The sequence below is a fragment of the Rhodococcus sp. KBS0724 genome, from assembly GCF_005938745.2.
Taxonomy (GTDB): domain Bacteria; phylum Actinomycetota; class Actinomycetes; order Mycobacteriales; family Mycobacteriaceae; genus Rhodococcus_F.
Window position 1 is genome coordinate 5904576 of sequence record NZ_VCBX02000001.1, and the last position, 15455, is coordinate 5920030.

Consider the following 15455-nt stretch of genomic DNA (forward strand, 5'->3'; position numbering starts at 1 on the left):
ATGTCCGAGCAGCACTTCTACCGCTGTTGACAACTGCGGCGCCTGTCCTGAATATTCGAGGGCACGCGTTCGTATCTTCCGACGCACCTTCCTCATCCGCACTCTCCCGACAGGCGCATTCCATGTATGACGCAGTCATCTGTGAACCCGTTCGCACACCAGTAGGCGGTTTCGGCGGTGTCTTCAAAGACGTTCCGGTAACCACGCTCGCCGCCACCGTCATGCGTGGACTGATCGACCGGACCGGACTTCAGTCCTGCGACATCGACGACGTCGTATTCGGTCAGGGTTACGCAAACGGCGAGGCCGCTGCCATCGGGCGTATCGCAGCACTCGACGCCGGACTGGACATCTCGGTTCCCGGAATTCAACTCGACCGCCGGTGCGGATCCGGCCTCCAGGCAATCATCTACGCCGCCATGCAAGTTCAGACCGGAATGAGCGATCTGGTGATCGCCGGCGGTGCCGAAAGTATGAGTGGCGTCGAATTTTATTCCAACGACATCCGTTGGGGTACGAAGAAACCCTCGGTGGAGTTCCACGACCGCTTGGCCAAACCCCGCACCAACTCCGGTGGTGTCAATTTTCCGGTCGACGGCGGCATGATCGAAACGGCCGAAAATCTGCGACGCGAATACGCAATCTCACGCGACGAGCAGGACCGCTACGCGCTTCGCTCGCACGAGCGCGCCGTCAACGCACAGGACAAGGGATACTTCGACGAAGAGATCATTCCCGTCACCGTCCCCTCCCGCCGCGGCGACGCGAAAGTTATTACCCAGGACGAGCATCCACGTCGTGACGTGCAACTGTCCGACCTCGCTGCACTTCGCCCACTACGTAGTCGCGTCGACCCCGACGCGACCGTCACCGCCGGCAATGCCTGCGGACAGAACGACGGCGGCGCAGCGGCCGTCGTCACCACGCCCGCCAATGCCGAACGACTCGGGTTGCGCCCCTTCGCGAAACTGGTCAGCTGGGGTGTCACCGGTGTCGAGCCGAACCGCATGGGCATCGGACCTGTCTCTGCTGTCGCGAAAGCACTGTCGCGAGTCGATCTGCAACTCTCCGATATCGACCTGATCGAGGTCAACGAGGCCTTCGCCGCCCAAGTCCTCGCCTGCGCCCATGCCTGGAGCCTGAGCGAGGCGGATCTCCGCGAAAGGTTCAACGTCAACGGTTCCGGGATCTCACTCGGCCACCCCGTCGGCGCTACCGGCGGACGAATCCTCGCAAACCTGCTACGCGAACTCGACCGTCGTCAGGGGCGCTACGGAATCGAATCCATGTGCATCGGCGGCGGCCAGGGCATCGCCGCGGTCTTCGAGAACCTACGACGGTAAATGTCGAGGCGCTATCCGATCGATCCGTCGCGGTGAAGGTCCGCGATCTGATCGGCCGTGCGCCCCAACTCGGTCAGAATCGAGTCGGTGTGCTGGCCCAAAGATGGCACATCGCCCATCTTCATTTCCACGTCGGAGAAGGTCATCGGCGGTAGCACAGCGTCGATGGGACCGACTTCCGTCCCTACGGATCGCCACCGTGAACGCTCTTCCAGCTGAGGGTGTTTCAGTACGCCACCCATGTCGTTCAATGCTGCTGCGGGTACACCGGCGTCGGCCAGACGCTTATCCAGCTCTGCTGTCGAATACATCCGCGAGAGCGATCCGACCATCTCATCCACCTCGGCTCGATTTTCGACCCGGACGATGTTGGTGGCATACCGCGGATGATTCACCAGGTCTTCCCGCCCGAAGACGTCGACCATGAGTGCTCGCCATCCGCGCTCGTTCTGGACGCCGATGAGGATCTCACCGTCCGACGTCGGGAACGAATCATAAGGAACGATGGCCGCATGCCCGAGTCCGACTCGCGGAATCTGTTTGTCCGCATACATTTTCATGTACATCGGGTGACCGAGCCATTCCACCGTGGCATCGAACATCGACACGTCGACCGTTGCACCTTTGCCCGTTCTTTCCCGACGGAACAATGCACCCAATATCGATGTCAGCGCGTACATCCCAGCCGCGATGTCGGACACCGGAACACCCGTTTTTGTTGCTGTCTCGGGTGTTCCGGTCACCGAGATCATTCCGGTCTCGGCCTGCACCAGCATGTCGTACGCCTTGCGCTCACGACGTGGGCCGGCGCTGCCGTATCCCGACATGTTGATCACGATGAGCCGAGGGAACTCCGTGCGGAGCGTGTCTGCACCGAAGCCGAGTCGTTCTGCAGCATCCGGAGCGAGGTTCTGCAGGAAGACGTCAGCTTCTGCGATGAGATCGAGAACGACACGACGGCCGGACTCCGACTTGACGTCGACGGCAATCGATTCCTTGGAACGATTGAGCCACACGAAGTGTGAGCCCTGACCGCGTACCGCGCCGTCGTAGTGACGAGCGAAATCGCCCTCACCTACCCGCTCGATCTTGATCACGCGAGCACCCATGTCCGCGAGATGCCGGCTGGCGAGCGGCGCCGCAACCGCCTGCTCCAACGCCACCACGGTGATCCCGTCGAGAGGGAGATCCGAATGCGACTGTCCCATGTCAGAGTTCATTCCTGAATTGAAGCACGCGCCTCAGATATGGCGCCCGCCCGTGATCTCCAGGACGGTACCGGTCATGTAGCTGGACATGTCACTCGCGAGGAACACCACCACAGACGCAACCTCGGACGGTTCCGCCGCACGACCCATCGGGATCTCCGCCAACTTGCTGTTCCAGACACGTTCCGGCATAGCCTCGGTCATGGCGGTACGAATCAGTCCGGGCTGGACGGCATTGACCCGAACATTCTTGAACGCAACCTCTTTGGCCGCAGCCTTCGTGAGACCGACGATTCCGGCCTTGGCAGCCGAGTAGTTGGTCTGCCCCAACATGCCGACCTTTCCGGAGATCGACGAGATGTTCACGATCGACCCCGTCTCACGCTCACGCATGCGAGCTGCGGCGGCGCGAGTTCCGTTCCAGGCACCCTTGAGGTGGACGGCGATCACGTCGTCGAAGTCCTGCTCGGTCATGTTCCGCATCGTCGCATCCCGAGTCATACCGGCATTGTTGACCATGACATCGACTGGGCCGAAAGCACTTTCAGCGAGATCGAGCATTGCCTCCACCTGACCGGAATCACGCACGTCGCACGAGACGAACCGCGCCACGGAGTCGCCACCGAGTTCGGCCGCGGCAGCCACCCCGACGGTCTCGTTGATATCACCGATCACCACGGTGGCACCCTCTTTGATGAAGGTTCGGGCAATTTCGAACCCGATACCCTGTGCGCCGCCGGTAACTACCGTCACCTTGCCGTCCAACAGTCCCATATCCGCTCCGTTTCAAAAGTTGCTGTGATTACTTCGCTTGCTTCTTTGCCTGCGACACAAGGCCACCGCCGAGTATCAACCGCTGAATTTCGCTGGTTCCCTCGTAGAGGCGCAGCAACCGCACTTCCCGGTAGATCCGCTCGACCGGAACTCCCCGCATGTACCCACTGCCACCGTGGATCTGGACGGCAAGGTCAGCTACGTTTCCCACCATCTCGGTGCAGAAGAGCTTTGCCGCCGACGGTCCGAGGCGACGGTCCTCGCCGGTGACATAGCGTGCCGCGACCTCACGGACCATGGCTCGGCCTGCCATCACGCCGACTTGCTGATCGGCGAGCATCGCCTGGACCAACTGGAAGTCACCGATCACCGTCCCACCCTGCTGTGTGACGGTGGCAAAGGCGACGGATTCATCGAGGGCTCGCTGTGCCGCGCCCACCGACAAGGCAGCGATATGGACGCGTCCGCGCGCCAAGGACGTCATGGCGGCGCGATATCCCGTGTCCTCGTCACCGCCGACCAGAGCCGATGCGGGGACGCGAACGTTGTCGAAACTGACCTCGGAGGTCCACGCACCTTCCTGACCCATCTTCTTGTCTTTCGGCCCCACCGTGACACCTTCGGTATCGGCCGGGACCAGAAAGACAGCGATACCGGGGCCGTCCGCATCAGCCGGACGCGTACGCGCGAAGACGACAAATAGTTGCGCGGTCGGAGCGTTGGTGATGAACCGCTTGTTGCCGTCGATCACCCAGTCGCTCCCGTCGCGGACCGCCTTGGTGCGCAGGCCGGCAGGGTTGGATCCTGCTCCGGGTTCGGTCAGTGCAAACGAGGCGACTACCTCACCCGACGCTATGCGTTCGAGCCACTGCGCCTTCTGTTCGTCTGTACCGAAGCCGACGAGTACCTGTCCGGCGATGCCGTTGTTGGTTCCGAACATCGAGCGTAGAGCCAGCGACGTGTACCCGAACTCCATCGCGAGTTCGACGTCTTGCGTGAGATCGAGGCCCAGGCCACCCCATTCCTGGGGAATGGCATAACCGAACAGTCCGATAGCGGCAGCCTTCTTCCGGATGTCCTCCGGAATGGCATCGGTATCGGCAATCTCCTGCTCACGAGGGACAACTTCCTTCCGGATGAATTCCCTTGCCGTCGCCAAGATATCGGCGAAGTCGTCCGCGTCGACCTGCATACCCACCACTCACCTTGCTCGTTCCACATTGATGCGTCTTCCGAAGTCAATACGGTCGAGCATTATGAGTCAAAGACTTGAAAACGAACCGACAGTAAGGCGATGCCTATATCGACGCTATCGAATCGATCAAGCCCCACTCGAGCGCACGCTCCGCATTGATCGCAGCACCGGACAAGAACAGGTGATATGAGCGCCAACGCCCGATCCGCCGTGGGATCGACACGGTGCCACCCGCTCCGGGAATCAGACCCATCGAGATTTCCGGAAGACGGAACACCGCGTCCGGGTGTGCGCGCACGTCAGCGGCAAAGGCCGGCACCTCGATGCCCGCGCCTACGCAGCTTCCGTGAACCTGTACCTCGATTCGATCGGACAGGCGCGCCATCAGCCGCGCAGCTCCCGACCGGGTTCGAATCAGATGCGCGATGGCCAGATCCGGGGTGGTACCGAACTCGTCGAGATCACCGCCCGCGGAGAACGACGGACCAGCGCCGTCGAGCAGAACCTTCTCGACGCTGGGGTCCAGTAGAGCAATCTGTAGTGCTGCCACCAGTCCGTCACGGACCTGCGCACCGTAGGCGTTGCGGCGTTCCGGGCGGTTGAGGGTGATGTGCAACAACGCATCTCGACGGTCGATCAGCACCGGCTCCTGGGGCGCTGGGGGCGGCAGCGGCCGAGGCCCCCGCCCGTCCAGCCACCGCTTGAAGTCCGGAGTGCCCAACAGTGTCGAGTACGCCAGAGATTCAACGTCGAGCGCAGCGGGGATGGACAGGTTTTCGCTCAATCGCAAAACCTGCGAGGCCACAACGGACGCGTAAGGGTTCTCGTGGAAGCGGTCGAGGACGGACGTGAGTTCAGCGTCAGGATCTTCGACGCCTACGAACTCTCGGACGTTCTCGGTCGATACCGTCGACACCGTCGAGTCGAGCGCCCGCGACAATGCTCTTGTTGCGGCGTCCGGTGTGCGACCCGTGTACCTCCCGAGAACCACACGGTCGGATTCGAGGACTTTTGCCGACACCGCACGGGCTACGTCTTCTGAGAACTCGCCGTCCAGGTCGAGAACGACCACTGGATCGTCAAGTGTGCCACCATCTGCAAGAAGTGGAAGATCGATCCTGCCGTCGAGAATGTCCTGCGGCGACAGAGCGTGCATCTGGTTGACCATCTTCATCCTTCTCGAGTGCCGAATCGATGTTCGGCATACTGCACCGGATAACAGCTCCGCACGCGGGATAGCCTTTCCGGTAATACTTTTCGGAGTGTAACATCGGAGAATGTTTGCCTGGCCCGATGACGCCGACGAAGACCGCCGCGTCCTCGACTGGCTCGGCAGCGGGATAGTGCCACTCACCGGCTCCCCCAGCGAATCTCCCAGAATTCCCCCGGGAAACGCCGCCACCCTGGCCAGGCATCTCGGTAAATTCATCAACGGCAACGACGACGGAGCCCGCTTTCTTTCCGAACGCGCGGCATTCACCGGATTCACTCGCAGCGGCTCCATCTCGCTTGGGGGTAGCTGCCGCCTCCTACCTACGCGAGACGGCTGGGCCGCGGTGTCTTGCGCCCGACCGGACGACCCGATTCTCCTTGGCGCACTGATCTCCGCGGAGATCGGCGAGGATCCCTGGCCTGCGGTAAGTGCCTGGTTAGCCGCGCATCCCGGAACCGAACTGGCCGAGCGTGCATCCCTGCTCGGGTTGGCGGCCGCCCCGGTCGCAGGCTCGACTACGTCAGTTCCCAGGCCTACCACCCGGCGATCCGTCGAGGATCTGGTTGTTGTCGATTTCAGCGCACTATGGGCGGGCCCTCTGTGCTCACATCTACTCGGAGCCGCGGGCGCGAGAGTCGTGAAGGTGGAAACACCGACAAGACCGGACGGAGCGCGTCGCGGCAACAGCGAATTCTACGAACTACTTCATGCGGGCCACGAGTCCGTCGTCCTCGATCCGAGTACTTCGCCCGGCCGGTCCGCACTCGCGCAACTCGTGGAACGCGCCGACATCGTGATCGAAGCGTCGCGGCCACGCGCACTTGCGGGTTTCGGACTCGACGCAGAAGCTGCGGCCGCATCCGGTACCACCTGGATTTCCATCACGGCAGCAGGAAGGAACTCCGACCGCATCGGATTCGGCGACGACATCGCGGCATCAAGTGGTCTTGTTGCACATAATAATTCAGGCGCACCTGTGTTTGTCGGCGACGCGATAGCCGACCCTCTGAGTGGACTCATGGCGGCCGCCCTCGCCATGTCCGAGACACCGACCGCAGGACATCTCTGGGACCTGTCGATGGCCGACCTTGTCGCGTCGACGCTTACACACGGAACCGATGCCTCGTTGCCCCGATCATGTGCATCAGCAGTGGCCGTTCCGGAAAGACGCAAGTACGTCGGTACGGCGCCCGCCTCGGGCTCCGACACACACGCTGTTCTACGAAGCCTCGGAATTGTGGCCCCGTGAGCGATCTGCTGATCACCGATTGCTCGGTCGGTAACCGTCACAGCCTCGATATTCGCATCTCCGACGGTGTGATCACCGAGGTCGGTCGCAGACTCGCTCGCCGGGGCGAGGACATCCTCGACGCCGACGGCAATCAGGTCATTCCCGGTCTGTGCGATCACCACATCCACCTACAGGCGTTGGCAGCCCGACGCAGTTCCGTGGAATGTGGTCCACCCGCCGTACGGAATGCGCATGAACTGGCTGCGGCACTGCAGGGTTCACCCGGTTCCGACGGCTGGGTCCGAGGCGTCGGATACTTCGAATCGGTGGCGGGCGATCTCGATCGTGATGCCCTCGATCATCTGCACGCGTCACGACCCGTTCGTATCCAGCATCGCAGCGGCGCGATGTGGGTACTCAACACTGCCGGTGTCGTTGCTGCCCGACTGGGGCAAGCGGACCATCCCGGTGTCGAACGAGACGGCGCAGGAAGACCGACCGGCCGAGTGTGGCGCGCAGACTCGTGGCTTCGCGCACAGATCCCGGGAAATTCGCCACCGTCGTTACGCGATGTGGGGACCGAGTTGTCACGACTCGGCGTCACTGCGGTAACTGACGCGACGCCGGACCTGGCGCCGGAAAGCACCGAATCCATCTGCGCAGCAATATCTTTAGGAGATATTCCACAGCGAGTCCATCTCCTCGGAGTACCACTGGGAGCCTCGGTGCCGTCGACGGGACCAACCGTCGGACCCTACAAGATCGTTCTTGCCGATTCCGGGCTTCCCGATCTCGAACAGCTAGCCACCCTTATCGAGTCCGCACACTCGATCGGGCGACCTGTTGCAGCGCACAGTGTCAGCCGCGAAGCGCTACTGATCTTGCTGTCCGTACTCGGCGAAATCGGCACAATTCCGGGTGATCGGATCGAACACGGAGCATTGATACCCGTCGAATCCATCACCGAGATCAACCGCCTCGGGTTGGCAGTCGTGACCCAGCCGGGCTTCATTGCCGATCGCGGCGACGACTACCTCGAACATGTTGCTGCCATCGACCACCAGGATTTGTACCGTTGCCGATCCTTGCTGGATGCCGCTGTACCGGTGGCATTTTCGAGTGATGCGCCGTACGGTCCACTCGACCCGTGGAGTGTTATCGCAGCGTCGCAAACGCGGTTGACGCCCGCGGGCACTGTTCTGGGCGGCGCCGAGACAATCGACTACAACACAGCGCTGGCCGCCTATCTCGGCAGTCCCGAAGATCCAGGCGGCCCCCCGCGCCGAGTCGAAGTCGGCGCAGCGGGCGACCTGGTTCTGATCTCCCCGACACAGTCACCGTCGGTGCTGGCAACGGTCATCGGCGGCAAGCAAATCTACTAGACCGTGCGCAGTTCCCGCTTGAGCAGCTTCCCACTTTGGTTCCGGGGCAGCTCCGGCACGAAACGAACATGCTTGGGCACCTTGAAGGGAGCGATCTTCTCCTTCACATAGGCGATCAGCACCTCCGGCGTCAGTGCCTCCTGACCGTCCTTGAGAACCACGATTGCGGTGACCGCTTCGATCCACTTCTCGTCGGGTGTTCCGATGACGGCAACTTCGGCAACAGCCGGGTGCGTGTAGATGGCGTCTTCGACTTCGCGGGATGCGACGAGAATGCCGCCCGTGTTGATGACGTCCTTGATGCGGTCGACGACGGTGATGAACCCTTCACTGTCACGCACGACCAGGTCGCCGGAATGAAACCAGCCGTCGCGGAAAGCTTCTGCAGTTGCTTCCTGGTTCTCCCAGTAGCCATTGCACAGTTGCGGCGAGCGGTAGAGAACCTCTCCGGAAACACCGTCCGGAACATCGTTGCCCTCGGCGTCGACAACTCGGGTTTCCACGAAGAACACCGCCCGACCGCACGACGACGGCCGATCCGCGTGCTCTTCCGGCTGCAGAACGGCTGCCAGTGGGCCGATTTCGGACTGTCCGAAGCAGTTGTAGAAGCCGATGTCCGGGTACCGCTCGCGCAAGCGGTTCAGCACGGTGACCGGCATGATCGACGCACCGTACTGCGCTTTCTTCAGCGAAGACAGATCACGGGTGTCGAGATCCGGATGATTGGCCAGCGGTACCCAGACGGTGGGAGCGAGGAACAGCGAGCCGATCTTGTCGGCTTCGATGCGGCGCAGAATCTCCGGGATGTCCGGGGCCGCCATCACGTTGACCGTCGCACCGACTGACAGATACGGAAGCATGAAGACGTGCATTCCCGCAGAGTGGTACATGGGCATGCAGATCAAGGGGTTATCTGCCTTGTCGAGTCCGAGCGCAATCACCGACGACACGTACTCGTGTACCAGAGCGGCATGAGACATCATCGCGCCCTTGGGCTTCGATGTTGTTCCCGACGTGTAGAGCAGCTGTGCCAGATCGGTTGACGAGGCTCTCGATTCGAAGGTCGGGACCTGTCCGGCGGCGCTGATGGTGACCACCGAGTTCTTGTCGTCACGCAACGGCACAACGTGGTCGATATCAAGATCGCCGCGCACGGAATCGAGCGTCGGCAGCAATGCCGGATCAACCAGAACAGCCCGAGCGCCGGACTGTGCGACCAGGTAGCGCAGTTCATCACCCTTGAGCGCGTAGTTCACGGGTACGTGTACCAAGCCGGCCCGGCAACACGCGAGGAACCCGATTACATACGCGTCGGAGTTGGTTCCGTACGCGGCCACCCGATCGCCGTGCTGCAACCCGAGGTTGACGAGATACGCCGCGACCCGCGTCACCGCCTCGTCGAGCCCCCGATACGTATGTGAGCGATCTTCGAAAACAACAGCTACCCGATCCGGGTACTTGGCCGCCGAGCGCCGAAGCACTCCGTCAATGGTGTTGGTCCGCGGGTCCAGGCTCATGCACGATAGATTATCGGACGTCCAACTAATCCGAAAGGGTGTTGTTCATTTGTTCTGCCACTGCGGCGCCCGCTTATCCACAAACGCCTGCATACCTTCCTGAGCGTCGCAGGTCACGGCGTTTGTTGCCATCGTTTCCGCCATTGCCTCGTAGGCCTGCGCCTGGGGCAGATCGATCTGCTGATAGAACGCCTGCTTACCGATCTTCACTGTCAGCGGGCTGGCAGTCGTGATCTTGGCGGCCAGTTCCCGCACTTCCCGGTCCAGGTCTTCTGGTTCTACGACGAAGTTCACCAGACCCCAATCGGCAGCGGTCTCGGCGTCGATCGTCTGGCCCGTCAGCAGCATCTGCATCGACCGCTTGCGGCCAACCGCCCTACTCAGGGCCACCATCGGCGTAGAGCAGAACAAGCCGATCTTGACTCCGGGAGTACCGAAAACAGCATTCGACGCCGCCACCACAAGGTCGCACGACGCCGCCAACTGGCATCCCGCCGCGATTGCCGGTCCCTGCACCGCAGCGATCACCGGCTGGGCAATCTGCTGGACCGTCTCCATCATCTCGGTGCAGCCGTCGAAGATCGCGCGCTCGTCATCGAGAGTGCGGCCGATCATCTCCGTCAGATCGTGGCCGGCCGAGAACACCGGCCCCTCAGCTCGCACGACAACAATCCGGACGCGGGGGTCGGCGGAGAGTTCCCGAAGGCCCGTGGTCACCTCCCGCATGGTCTGCGCCGAGAGCGGATTGCGCCGCTGCGGCTGATCGAGGGTCAGAAATCCGATTCCTGTCGACTCGTCGACTGATGTAGCTACCGCGCTCTCGTTTATCTGCGTCTTCGACATGCGTCCTCTCTACCAATCGAATCCGTCCCGGTCAACGAGACGAAACGGGCAGTTCATACCGAAGCGTCGATACCTTTTCAGCTAATACTTCGCCACTACGAGGAGTGCCCATGAGCACCGACGCCATCATCACCACCGACCTTGCGCAGATCCTGCACGCACAACAGGCCGCCTCCCGCGCCGCGGGAGCGCCGAGCGCAGAGGAACGTCGCCGGCGCATCCAACAGGTGATCGACCTGCTCGTGGCGAACCACAAAGATCTGACCGAAGCCATGAACGAAGATTTCGGCGGACGCCTCCCGGCCTACTCGGTCATGAATGACGTTCTCGGATCAATGGTTTCACTCAAGCATGTCCGAGATTCCCTCGACGAGTGGATGGTTCGCTCGCCGCGCTCCACCGGCGCCGTCCAGGAACAGCTGGGCGCCAAGGCCTACGTCGCGTACCAGCCCAAGGGCTCCATCGGCATCATCGGCACCTGGAACGCACCCCTCTTCACGCTCTTGAGCCCCCTCGCCTGCGCACTCGGAGCCGGCAACCGTGCCATTCTGAAGCCTTCCGAAATCGTGCCGCACACCGCTGCCGTCTTGGCTGATGCTGCAGCACGCGCCCTCGACCCCCTCGAAATCGCCGTCGTCACAGGTGGACCCGATGTCGCTGACAAGCTCACCTCGCTCCCCTTCGACCACTTGGTCTTCACCGGAAGCACGTCCGTCGGCAAGCTGGTGATGGCCAACGCCGCGAAGAACCTCGTCCCGGTCACTCTCGAACTCGGTGGAAAGTCGCCGAGCGTTCTGGGTAAGAGCGCCGACTTCGACGAAGCTGCCCGCCGCTTGGCTATTGCGAAGTCCACCAACGGTGGTCAACTCTGTGTCTCGCCCGACCTGATCTACGTTCCGCGTGAAGGCATCGAACGCTTCATCACCGCGTTCGCCGATTCGTTCACCGGTCTCTTCCCCACCGTTGCCGACAACACCGACATGGTCTCCATCGTCAACGACCGCCATCTCGCCCGTATCGAGGGATACATCGCCGATGCCGCCGATCGCGGCGCGCGCATCATCACCGTTCCCGACGAAGAACTTTCGGCTGACACACGACGACGTCCATTGCGGTTGGTCGTCGATCCCCCGGTGGATGCCGAGATCATGAAGGAGGAGATCTTCGGACCGGCCGTCGTGATCTTGCCTTACGACGAGATGGACGCCGTTGTCGCCGATATCAACTCGCGCCCGAAGCCGTTGGCGCTGTACTACTTCGGCACCGATCTCGACGAGAAGGAATCCGTGCTCGAACGCACCAATTCCGGTGGTGTCACGATCAACGACGCGATGGCGCACCCCGGCCTCTCCGACGCACCGTTCGGTGGTGTCGGCGCATCCGGAATCGGTCACTACCACGGCCGCGAAGGCTTCCTCGAGTTCAGCCACGCACGTACGGTTCTCGAAGCAGCAGAACATGATCCGCGCGGCGAGTGGGGCATGTTGCCGCCGTACGGCGACAGCTTCGAGCAGATGATGCTGGCTCAGGTCACTCCGTAGCGACTCCGCCCCTGTGAGCCTTTCCGGTAGTCATCGCTACCGGAAAGGCTCACAGGCGCAGCCTAGGCGAACCGAGCACTCAAGAACTCGACCAACTGCCAGGGCTCTGTCTCCGGTGAATCGAGCAAGGCAATCAGCCCGTCCTTGTCTGCGGCTGTGATCGGCTCGATTCCGCCGAAGGTCCGCATCGCGCTGCCCGCGGACAACACTCGCGCGCAGACCAACGAACCAGCTTCGAGGTTCAGACTTCCCCATTCGTCGGCGACGTCGTGCGCCACGCCACTTCGGACGTCGCTCAATGTCAGTGATGTACCGGGCACCGTCGCGGTAACCTCGTACACCGATTGCGGCACCTGCAACCATTGCTGCGCCAGTTCCAATTCGTCGGCAGGCAGCAGTTCACCACGCCGCTCGACAAACACTCCGAAGATGTTGCTGTCGAAAAGTGCTGTGTCGACGGCCAATCCGCCTTCGAGTGCCCGGGTCAATGCGTCGTCGTCATCCCAATGCTGGGCGCGAATCTCGGCAAGGTCGAAGACAACATCGAAATACTCGGGGCTGCGTGAGAACAATTGCGCCTTGACGTACAGCCAATTTGCCCGGTCGTCGAAGGTGATTTCCGACTTACCCAGATGGCAGACCTTGTACTTGCGCCCAGATCCACACCAGCACTTGTCGTTACGGCCAAGTTCAGGATGTTCCGCCGGCGCATAGCGCGCGAGTACGTCGTGCAGAATCTCCGACTCTCCGCCTTCGATCCGGCCGAGCAATGCAAGCGCCCGCGTTGCGTCGCTCCGATCCGCCGCAAGCAGAGCAAGCTCGAAAATCGCCGGTACCCAATCGGGATCGCGATCGAGCGCGCTCTCGTAGTAGGCCTCGGCCACAATGACCTTGCCGAGACGATCTGCCGCCTTACCTGCCAGCCAGTACGCGGCGGGCTTGACCCGACGAGGTCCCTTGTCGGCCAGCGCCGTGGCCACGGCGTGCAAGACCTCGTCGTGGTCGTCGAGTTCGGACAACAATTCGAGTGCCGCCGCAGCTGCAGGCGGTTCGGCAACCGCCACATAGATCTGCGGGTTCTCCGTGATCTGCTGACGCGCCCAATCACCGATTGCCGACGTGTCTTCCGGGAATTCGAGATGCGCGGCCGACACCAGATCGACCAGTGCGATCACCGCAGCTGCCTCGTCGGGGTGCAGGTTGTCGCGAATCTCGAGCATCCGCGCGCGGTTCGCCAAGTGGAACGCCTCGAAATCGAAACCTTCGATTGCGACGTAATCGCCGTCGCGTACGTAGCCGGCGGATTCGAGCAGTTCCCCCAGCGGAGCCGCGGGCTGCCGGAACAGTGTCGGCTCCTCGAGCATCAGCTGCCACACAATCGCGTCGAGCGTTTCAGCGCCGGTATCGGTGAGGATGCTCGCGAGCACGTCCGCAAATCCAGGCGTCGGATCGACTACCTCTGCGACGGTACAGAGTGTCAGCTCACGATCGGCGACAAACAGCCCGATCAGATCGCCTGCCGAGCATTCCGACAATGCGTCGGGGGCAAGCAGAAAACCTTCGTCAGCCGGGAACGTCGGGTCGTCGATTCCGCGTTCGGCCAGGGCCGCGTCGTCGAGCCCACGGTGTACGACGCGAATCTCCCGATCCTCGGCGTCGTCGAAGCTGTCGAGGAAAACACGCAAGACCATGAGGTCGGGGTTCGCGTCGAGAACGCCCGAGCTGATCTCGGCGTCGGTCAGGCGATGCGTGAGTATGCGGTGCTCGAACAGTGTGTCGAGCGCGGCATAACGGGCCCCGGTCAGATAGCCGAGCAGCGGATCCTCGACGTACTCGACGAACTCCGTCATATCGTCGGGTGTTCCATGGCCGGCATCAGCCAGCAACTTTCCCCAGTCAGCAGCGGTCTGGGGGCCATGTTCGCGCAACAACTCCATCGCAGCTTCGGCGATCAAGTCATTGGGGTCCATAGGTTCGGTCACCTATCCAACTTTATCGGGTAGGCCCCGGCACGAGTATTCCGCATCGACCAGCGCCGACGCCCTCAGCTCAGCACTCTGATCAGCTCGGCGACATCTTGATGATCCCGCCCGAGAACCTGGAGCACATTGGCGGCCTGCAATTCGGAGGACACGATGACGCTGCCGACAACCTGGGCACTCGAACCTGCAGGCAAAACGCGGGCACACACCAAATCGCCGGGCTCGAGACCGGCAGCACCGCTGACGGTCACGGTGTCGCCGGATCGGCGATCCAGCAGCGTGTTGATCTCATCGACTTCGAACACGGACCGCTCGACATCGAGCCATCGAAGTGCCGTACCCACCTCATGTTCGGTGAGTAATGTTCCGCGGCGGGCAATGAACTGCGCGAAGATCCCACCCTCGAACAGCGCGATATCCAAGGCCGGACCGTCGAAAATACTTCGATCATCGTCAGCCGCGCCGGCAGCGACAAGATCATCGAACTCGACAACCATGTCGGCAAATTCGGAGGAAAACGCGAACATGCACGCCTTCTTGTAGAGCCAGCGGCCGTCTTCTCGAACCGACTCGTCAACCTTCCCCAGGTGACACACCTTGTACTTCCGGCCGGATCCGCACCAGCACTTGTCGTTACGACCCAGCTCGGGATGCTCCACTGGAATGTACTCCTGCAGCACTTCGTACAGGGTTTCCTCGGATCCGCCTTCGATTCTGCCCAACAAGGACAGTGCTCGGGTCGCGTCACTCCTGTCGGCGGCAAACTGTGCGAGCTCGAAAAGTGCCGGACCCCAATCAGCTTCCCATTCCAGCGCCTTCTCGTAATGCACTTCTGCGTCGAGAACGCGTCCGAGACGATCAGCCGCCTTACCTGCCAACCAATGTGCAGCAGGCTTGACAACCTTCGGACCGCGTTCGGCCAGTTCCCCGCCGAGCGCTTCGAGGATCATGTCCGCGGTGGGGTCCTGCTTCCGGAACCCCAGATCGAACGCCGCCACGGCAGCACCCGCATCTGCAAGGGCAGCAAACGCATCAGGAACGACACCGACATGTCGACGAGCCCAGTCACGAAGGTCCAGATTCTCGATCTCGGCGTCGACGTATCCCCGCTCAGCCAGGTCGACAAAAGCTACAACGGCCACAGCTTCGTCGTGCGCGAGATCGTACGTCGACGCAATCTCCGCGGTGCGAATTTGGGCGGCATAGGCCACAAAGTCGAATCCATT

The 15455-nt window shown here is 61.9% G+C and carries 12 protein-coding genes; 4 read left to right on the forward strand and 8 right to left on the reverse strand.

All coding sequences use genetic code 11. The annotated features are described in order from the left end of the window. The first annotated feature begins 122 nt into the window (after nucleotides 1-122). Entirely contained in the window at nucleotides 123-1343 is a 1221-nt protein-coding gene (locus FFI94_RS27115) for an acetyl-CoA C-acetyltransferase (RefSeq protein WP_138870539.1), read from the forward strand. An 11-nt stretch (nucleotides 1344-1354) separates the two neighbouring features. On the opposite strand, the gene FFI94_RS27120 is transcribed toward FFI94_RS27115, so the two are convergent. From FFI94_RS27120 to FFI94_RS27135, 4 genes are all read right to left on the reverse strand, one after another. Then, nucleotides 1355-2563: a CaiB/BaiF CoA transferase family protein gene (locus tag FFI94_RS27120; RefSeq protein WP_397495508.1), complete on the reverse strand. Its 1209-nt coding sequence runs from the start codon at nucleotides 2561-2563 to the stop codon at nucleotides 1355-1357. A gap of 21 nt (nucleotides 2564-2584) precedes the next feature. Continuing rightward, entirely contained in the window at nucleotides 2585-3325 is a 741-nt protein-coding gene (gene fabG / locus FFI94_RS27125) for a 3-oxoacyl-ACP reductase FabG (RefSeq protein WP_138870540.1), read from the reverse strand. Nucleotides 3326-3353: 28 nt separating this feature from the next. Then, the gene (locus tag FFI94_RS27130) at nucleotides 3354-4517 is read right to left on the reverse strand and encodes an acyl-CoA dehydrogenase family protein (RefSeq protein WP_138870541.1); all 1164 of its coding nucleotides are present in this window, start codon (nucleotides 4515-4517) and stop codon (nucleotides 3354-3356) included. Between the two features lie 106 nt (nucleotides 4518-4623). Then, entirely contained in the window at nucleotides 4624-5688 is a 1065-nt protein-coding gene (locus FFI94_RS27135) for an enoyl-CoA hydratase/isomerase family protein (RefSeq protein ID WP_138870542.1), read from the reverse strand. 109 nt (nucleotides 5689-5797) lie between these two features. On the opposite strand from FFI94_RS27135, the gene FFI94_RS27140 reads away from it, so the two are divergent. Next, entirely contained in the window at nucleotides 5798-6982 is a 1185-nt protein-coding gene (locus FFI94_RS27140) for a CoA transferase (RefSeq protein WP_138870543.1), read from the forward strand. Beyond that, nucleotides 6979-8346, forward strand: coding sequence for an amidohydrolase family protein (locus tag FFI94_RS27145; RefSeq protein WP_260684363.1), 1368 nt, complete (start codon nucleotides 6979-6981; stop codon nucleotides 8344-8346). Before FFI94_RS27140 ends, FFI94_RS27145 begins: the two co-directional genes overlap by 4 nt. Here FFI94_RS27145 and FFI94_RS27150 read toward each other — a convergent pair. Together FFI94_RS27150 and FFI94_RS27155 are read right to left on the reverse strand one after the other, a co-directional pair. Next, nucleotides 8343-9863: an acyl-CoA synthetase gene (locus FFI94_RS27150; RefSeq protein ID WP_138870545.1), complete on the reverse strand. Its 1521-nt coding sequence runs from the start codon at nucleotides 9861-9863 to the stop codon at nucleotides 8343-8345. The genes FFI94_RS27145 and FFI94_RS27150 overlap by 4 nt on opposite strands. 45 nt (nucleotides 9864-9908) lie before the next feature. After that, nucleotides 9909-10706 carry an enoyl-CoA hydratase gene (locus FFI94_RS27155; protein WP_138870546.1) on the reverse strand — a complete coding sequence of 266 codons (798 nt, stop codon included), beginning with the start codon at nucleotides 10704-10706 and terminating at the stop codon, nucleotides 9909-9911. Nucleotides 10707-10816: 110 nt separating this feature from the next. Between FFI94_RS27155 and FFI94_RS27160 the strand changes: the two genes are divergently transcribed. Next, nucleotides 10817-12247, forward strand: coding sequence for an aldehyde dehydrogenase family protein (locus tag FFI94_RS27160; RefSeq protein WP_138870547.1), 1431 nt, complete (start codon nucleotides 10817-10819; stop codon nucleotides 12245-12247). Between the two features lie 62 nt (nucleotides 12248-12309). On the opposite strand, the gene FFI94_RS27165 is transcribed toward FFI94_RS27160, so the two are convergent. Together FFI94_RS27165 and FFI94_RS34390 are read right to left on the reverse strand one after the other, a co-directional pair. Then, nucleotides 12310-14229 (reverse strand): SEC-C domain-containing protein, encoded by a 1920-nt coding sequence (locus FFI94_RS27165; protein ID WP_260684366.1) that lies wholly within the window; start codon nucleotides 14227-14229, stop codon nucleotides 12310-12312. Nucleotides 14230-14291: 62 nt separating this feature from the next. After that, nucleotides 14292-15440 (reverse strand): SEC-C domain-containing protein, encoded by a 1149-nt coding sequence (locus tag FFI94_RS34390; RefSeq protein ID WP_260684368.1) that lies wholly within the window; start codon nucleotides 15438-15440, stop codon nucleotides 14292-14294. Nucleotides 15441-15455: the final 15 nt, after the last annotated feature.

Bases quoted from the DNA above. Each gene is read 5' to 3' on its own strand.
- FFI94_RS27115 (WP_138870539.1), top strand. From the start codon at position 123: ATGTATGACGCAGTCATCTGTGAACCCGTTCGCACACCAGTAGGCGGT.
- FFI94_RS27120 (WP_397495508.1), bottom strand. From the start codon at position 2,563: ATGAACTCTGACATGGGACAGTCGCATTCGGATCTCCCTCTCGACGGG.
- fabG (WP_138870540.1), bottom strand. From the start codon at position 3,325: ATGGGACTGTTGGACGGCAAGGTGACGGTAGTTACCGGCGGCGCACAG.
- FFI94_RS27130 (WP_138870541.1), bottom strand. From the start codon at position 4,517: ATGCAGGTCGACGCGGACGACTTCGCCGATATCTTGGCGACGGCAAGG.
- FFI94_RS27135 (WP_138870542.1), bottom strand. From the start codon at position 5,688: ATGGTCAACCAGATGCACGCTCTGTCGCCGCAGGACATTCTCGACGGC.
- FFI94_RS27140 (WP_138870543.1), top strand. From the start codon at position 5,798: ATGTTTGCCTGGCCCGATGACGCCGACGAAGACCGCCGCGTCCTCGAC.
- FFI94_RS27150 (WP_138870545.1), bottom strand. From the start codon at position 9,863: ATGAGCCTGGACCCGCGGACCAACACCATTGACGGAGTGCTTCGGCGC.
- FFI94_RS27155 (WP_138870546.1), bottom strand. From the start codon at position 10,706: ATGTCGAAGACGCAGATAAACGAGAGCGCGGTAGCTACATCAGTCGAC.
- FFI94_RS27160 (WP_138870547.1), top strand. From the start codon at position 10,817: ATGAGCACCGACGCCATCATCACCACCGACCTTGCGCAGATCCTGCAC.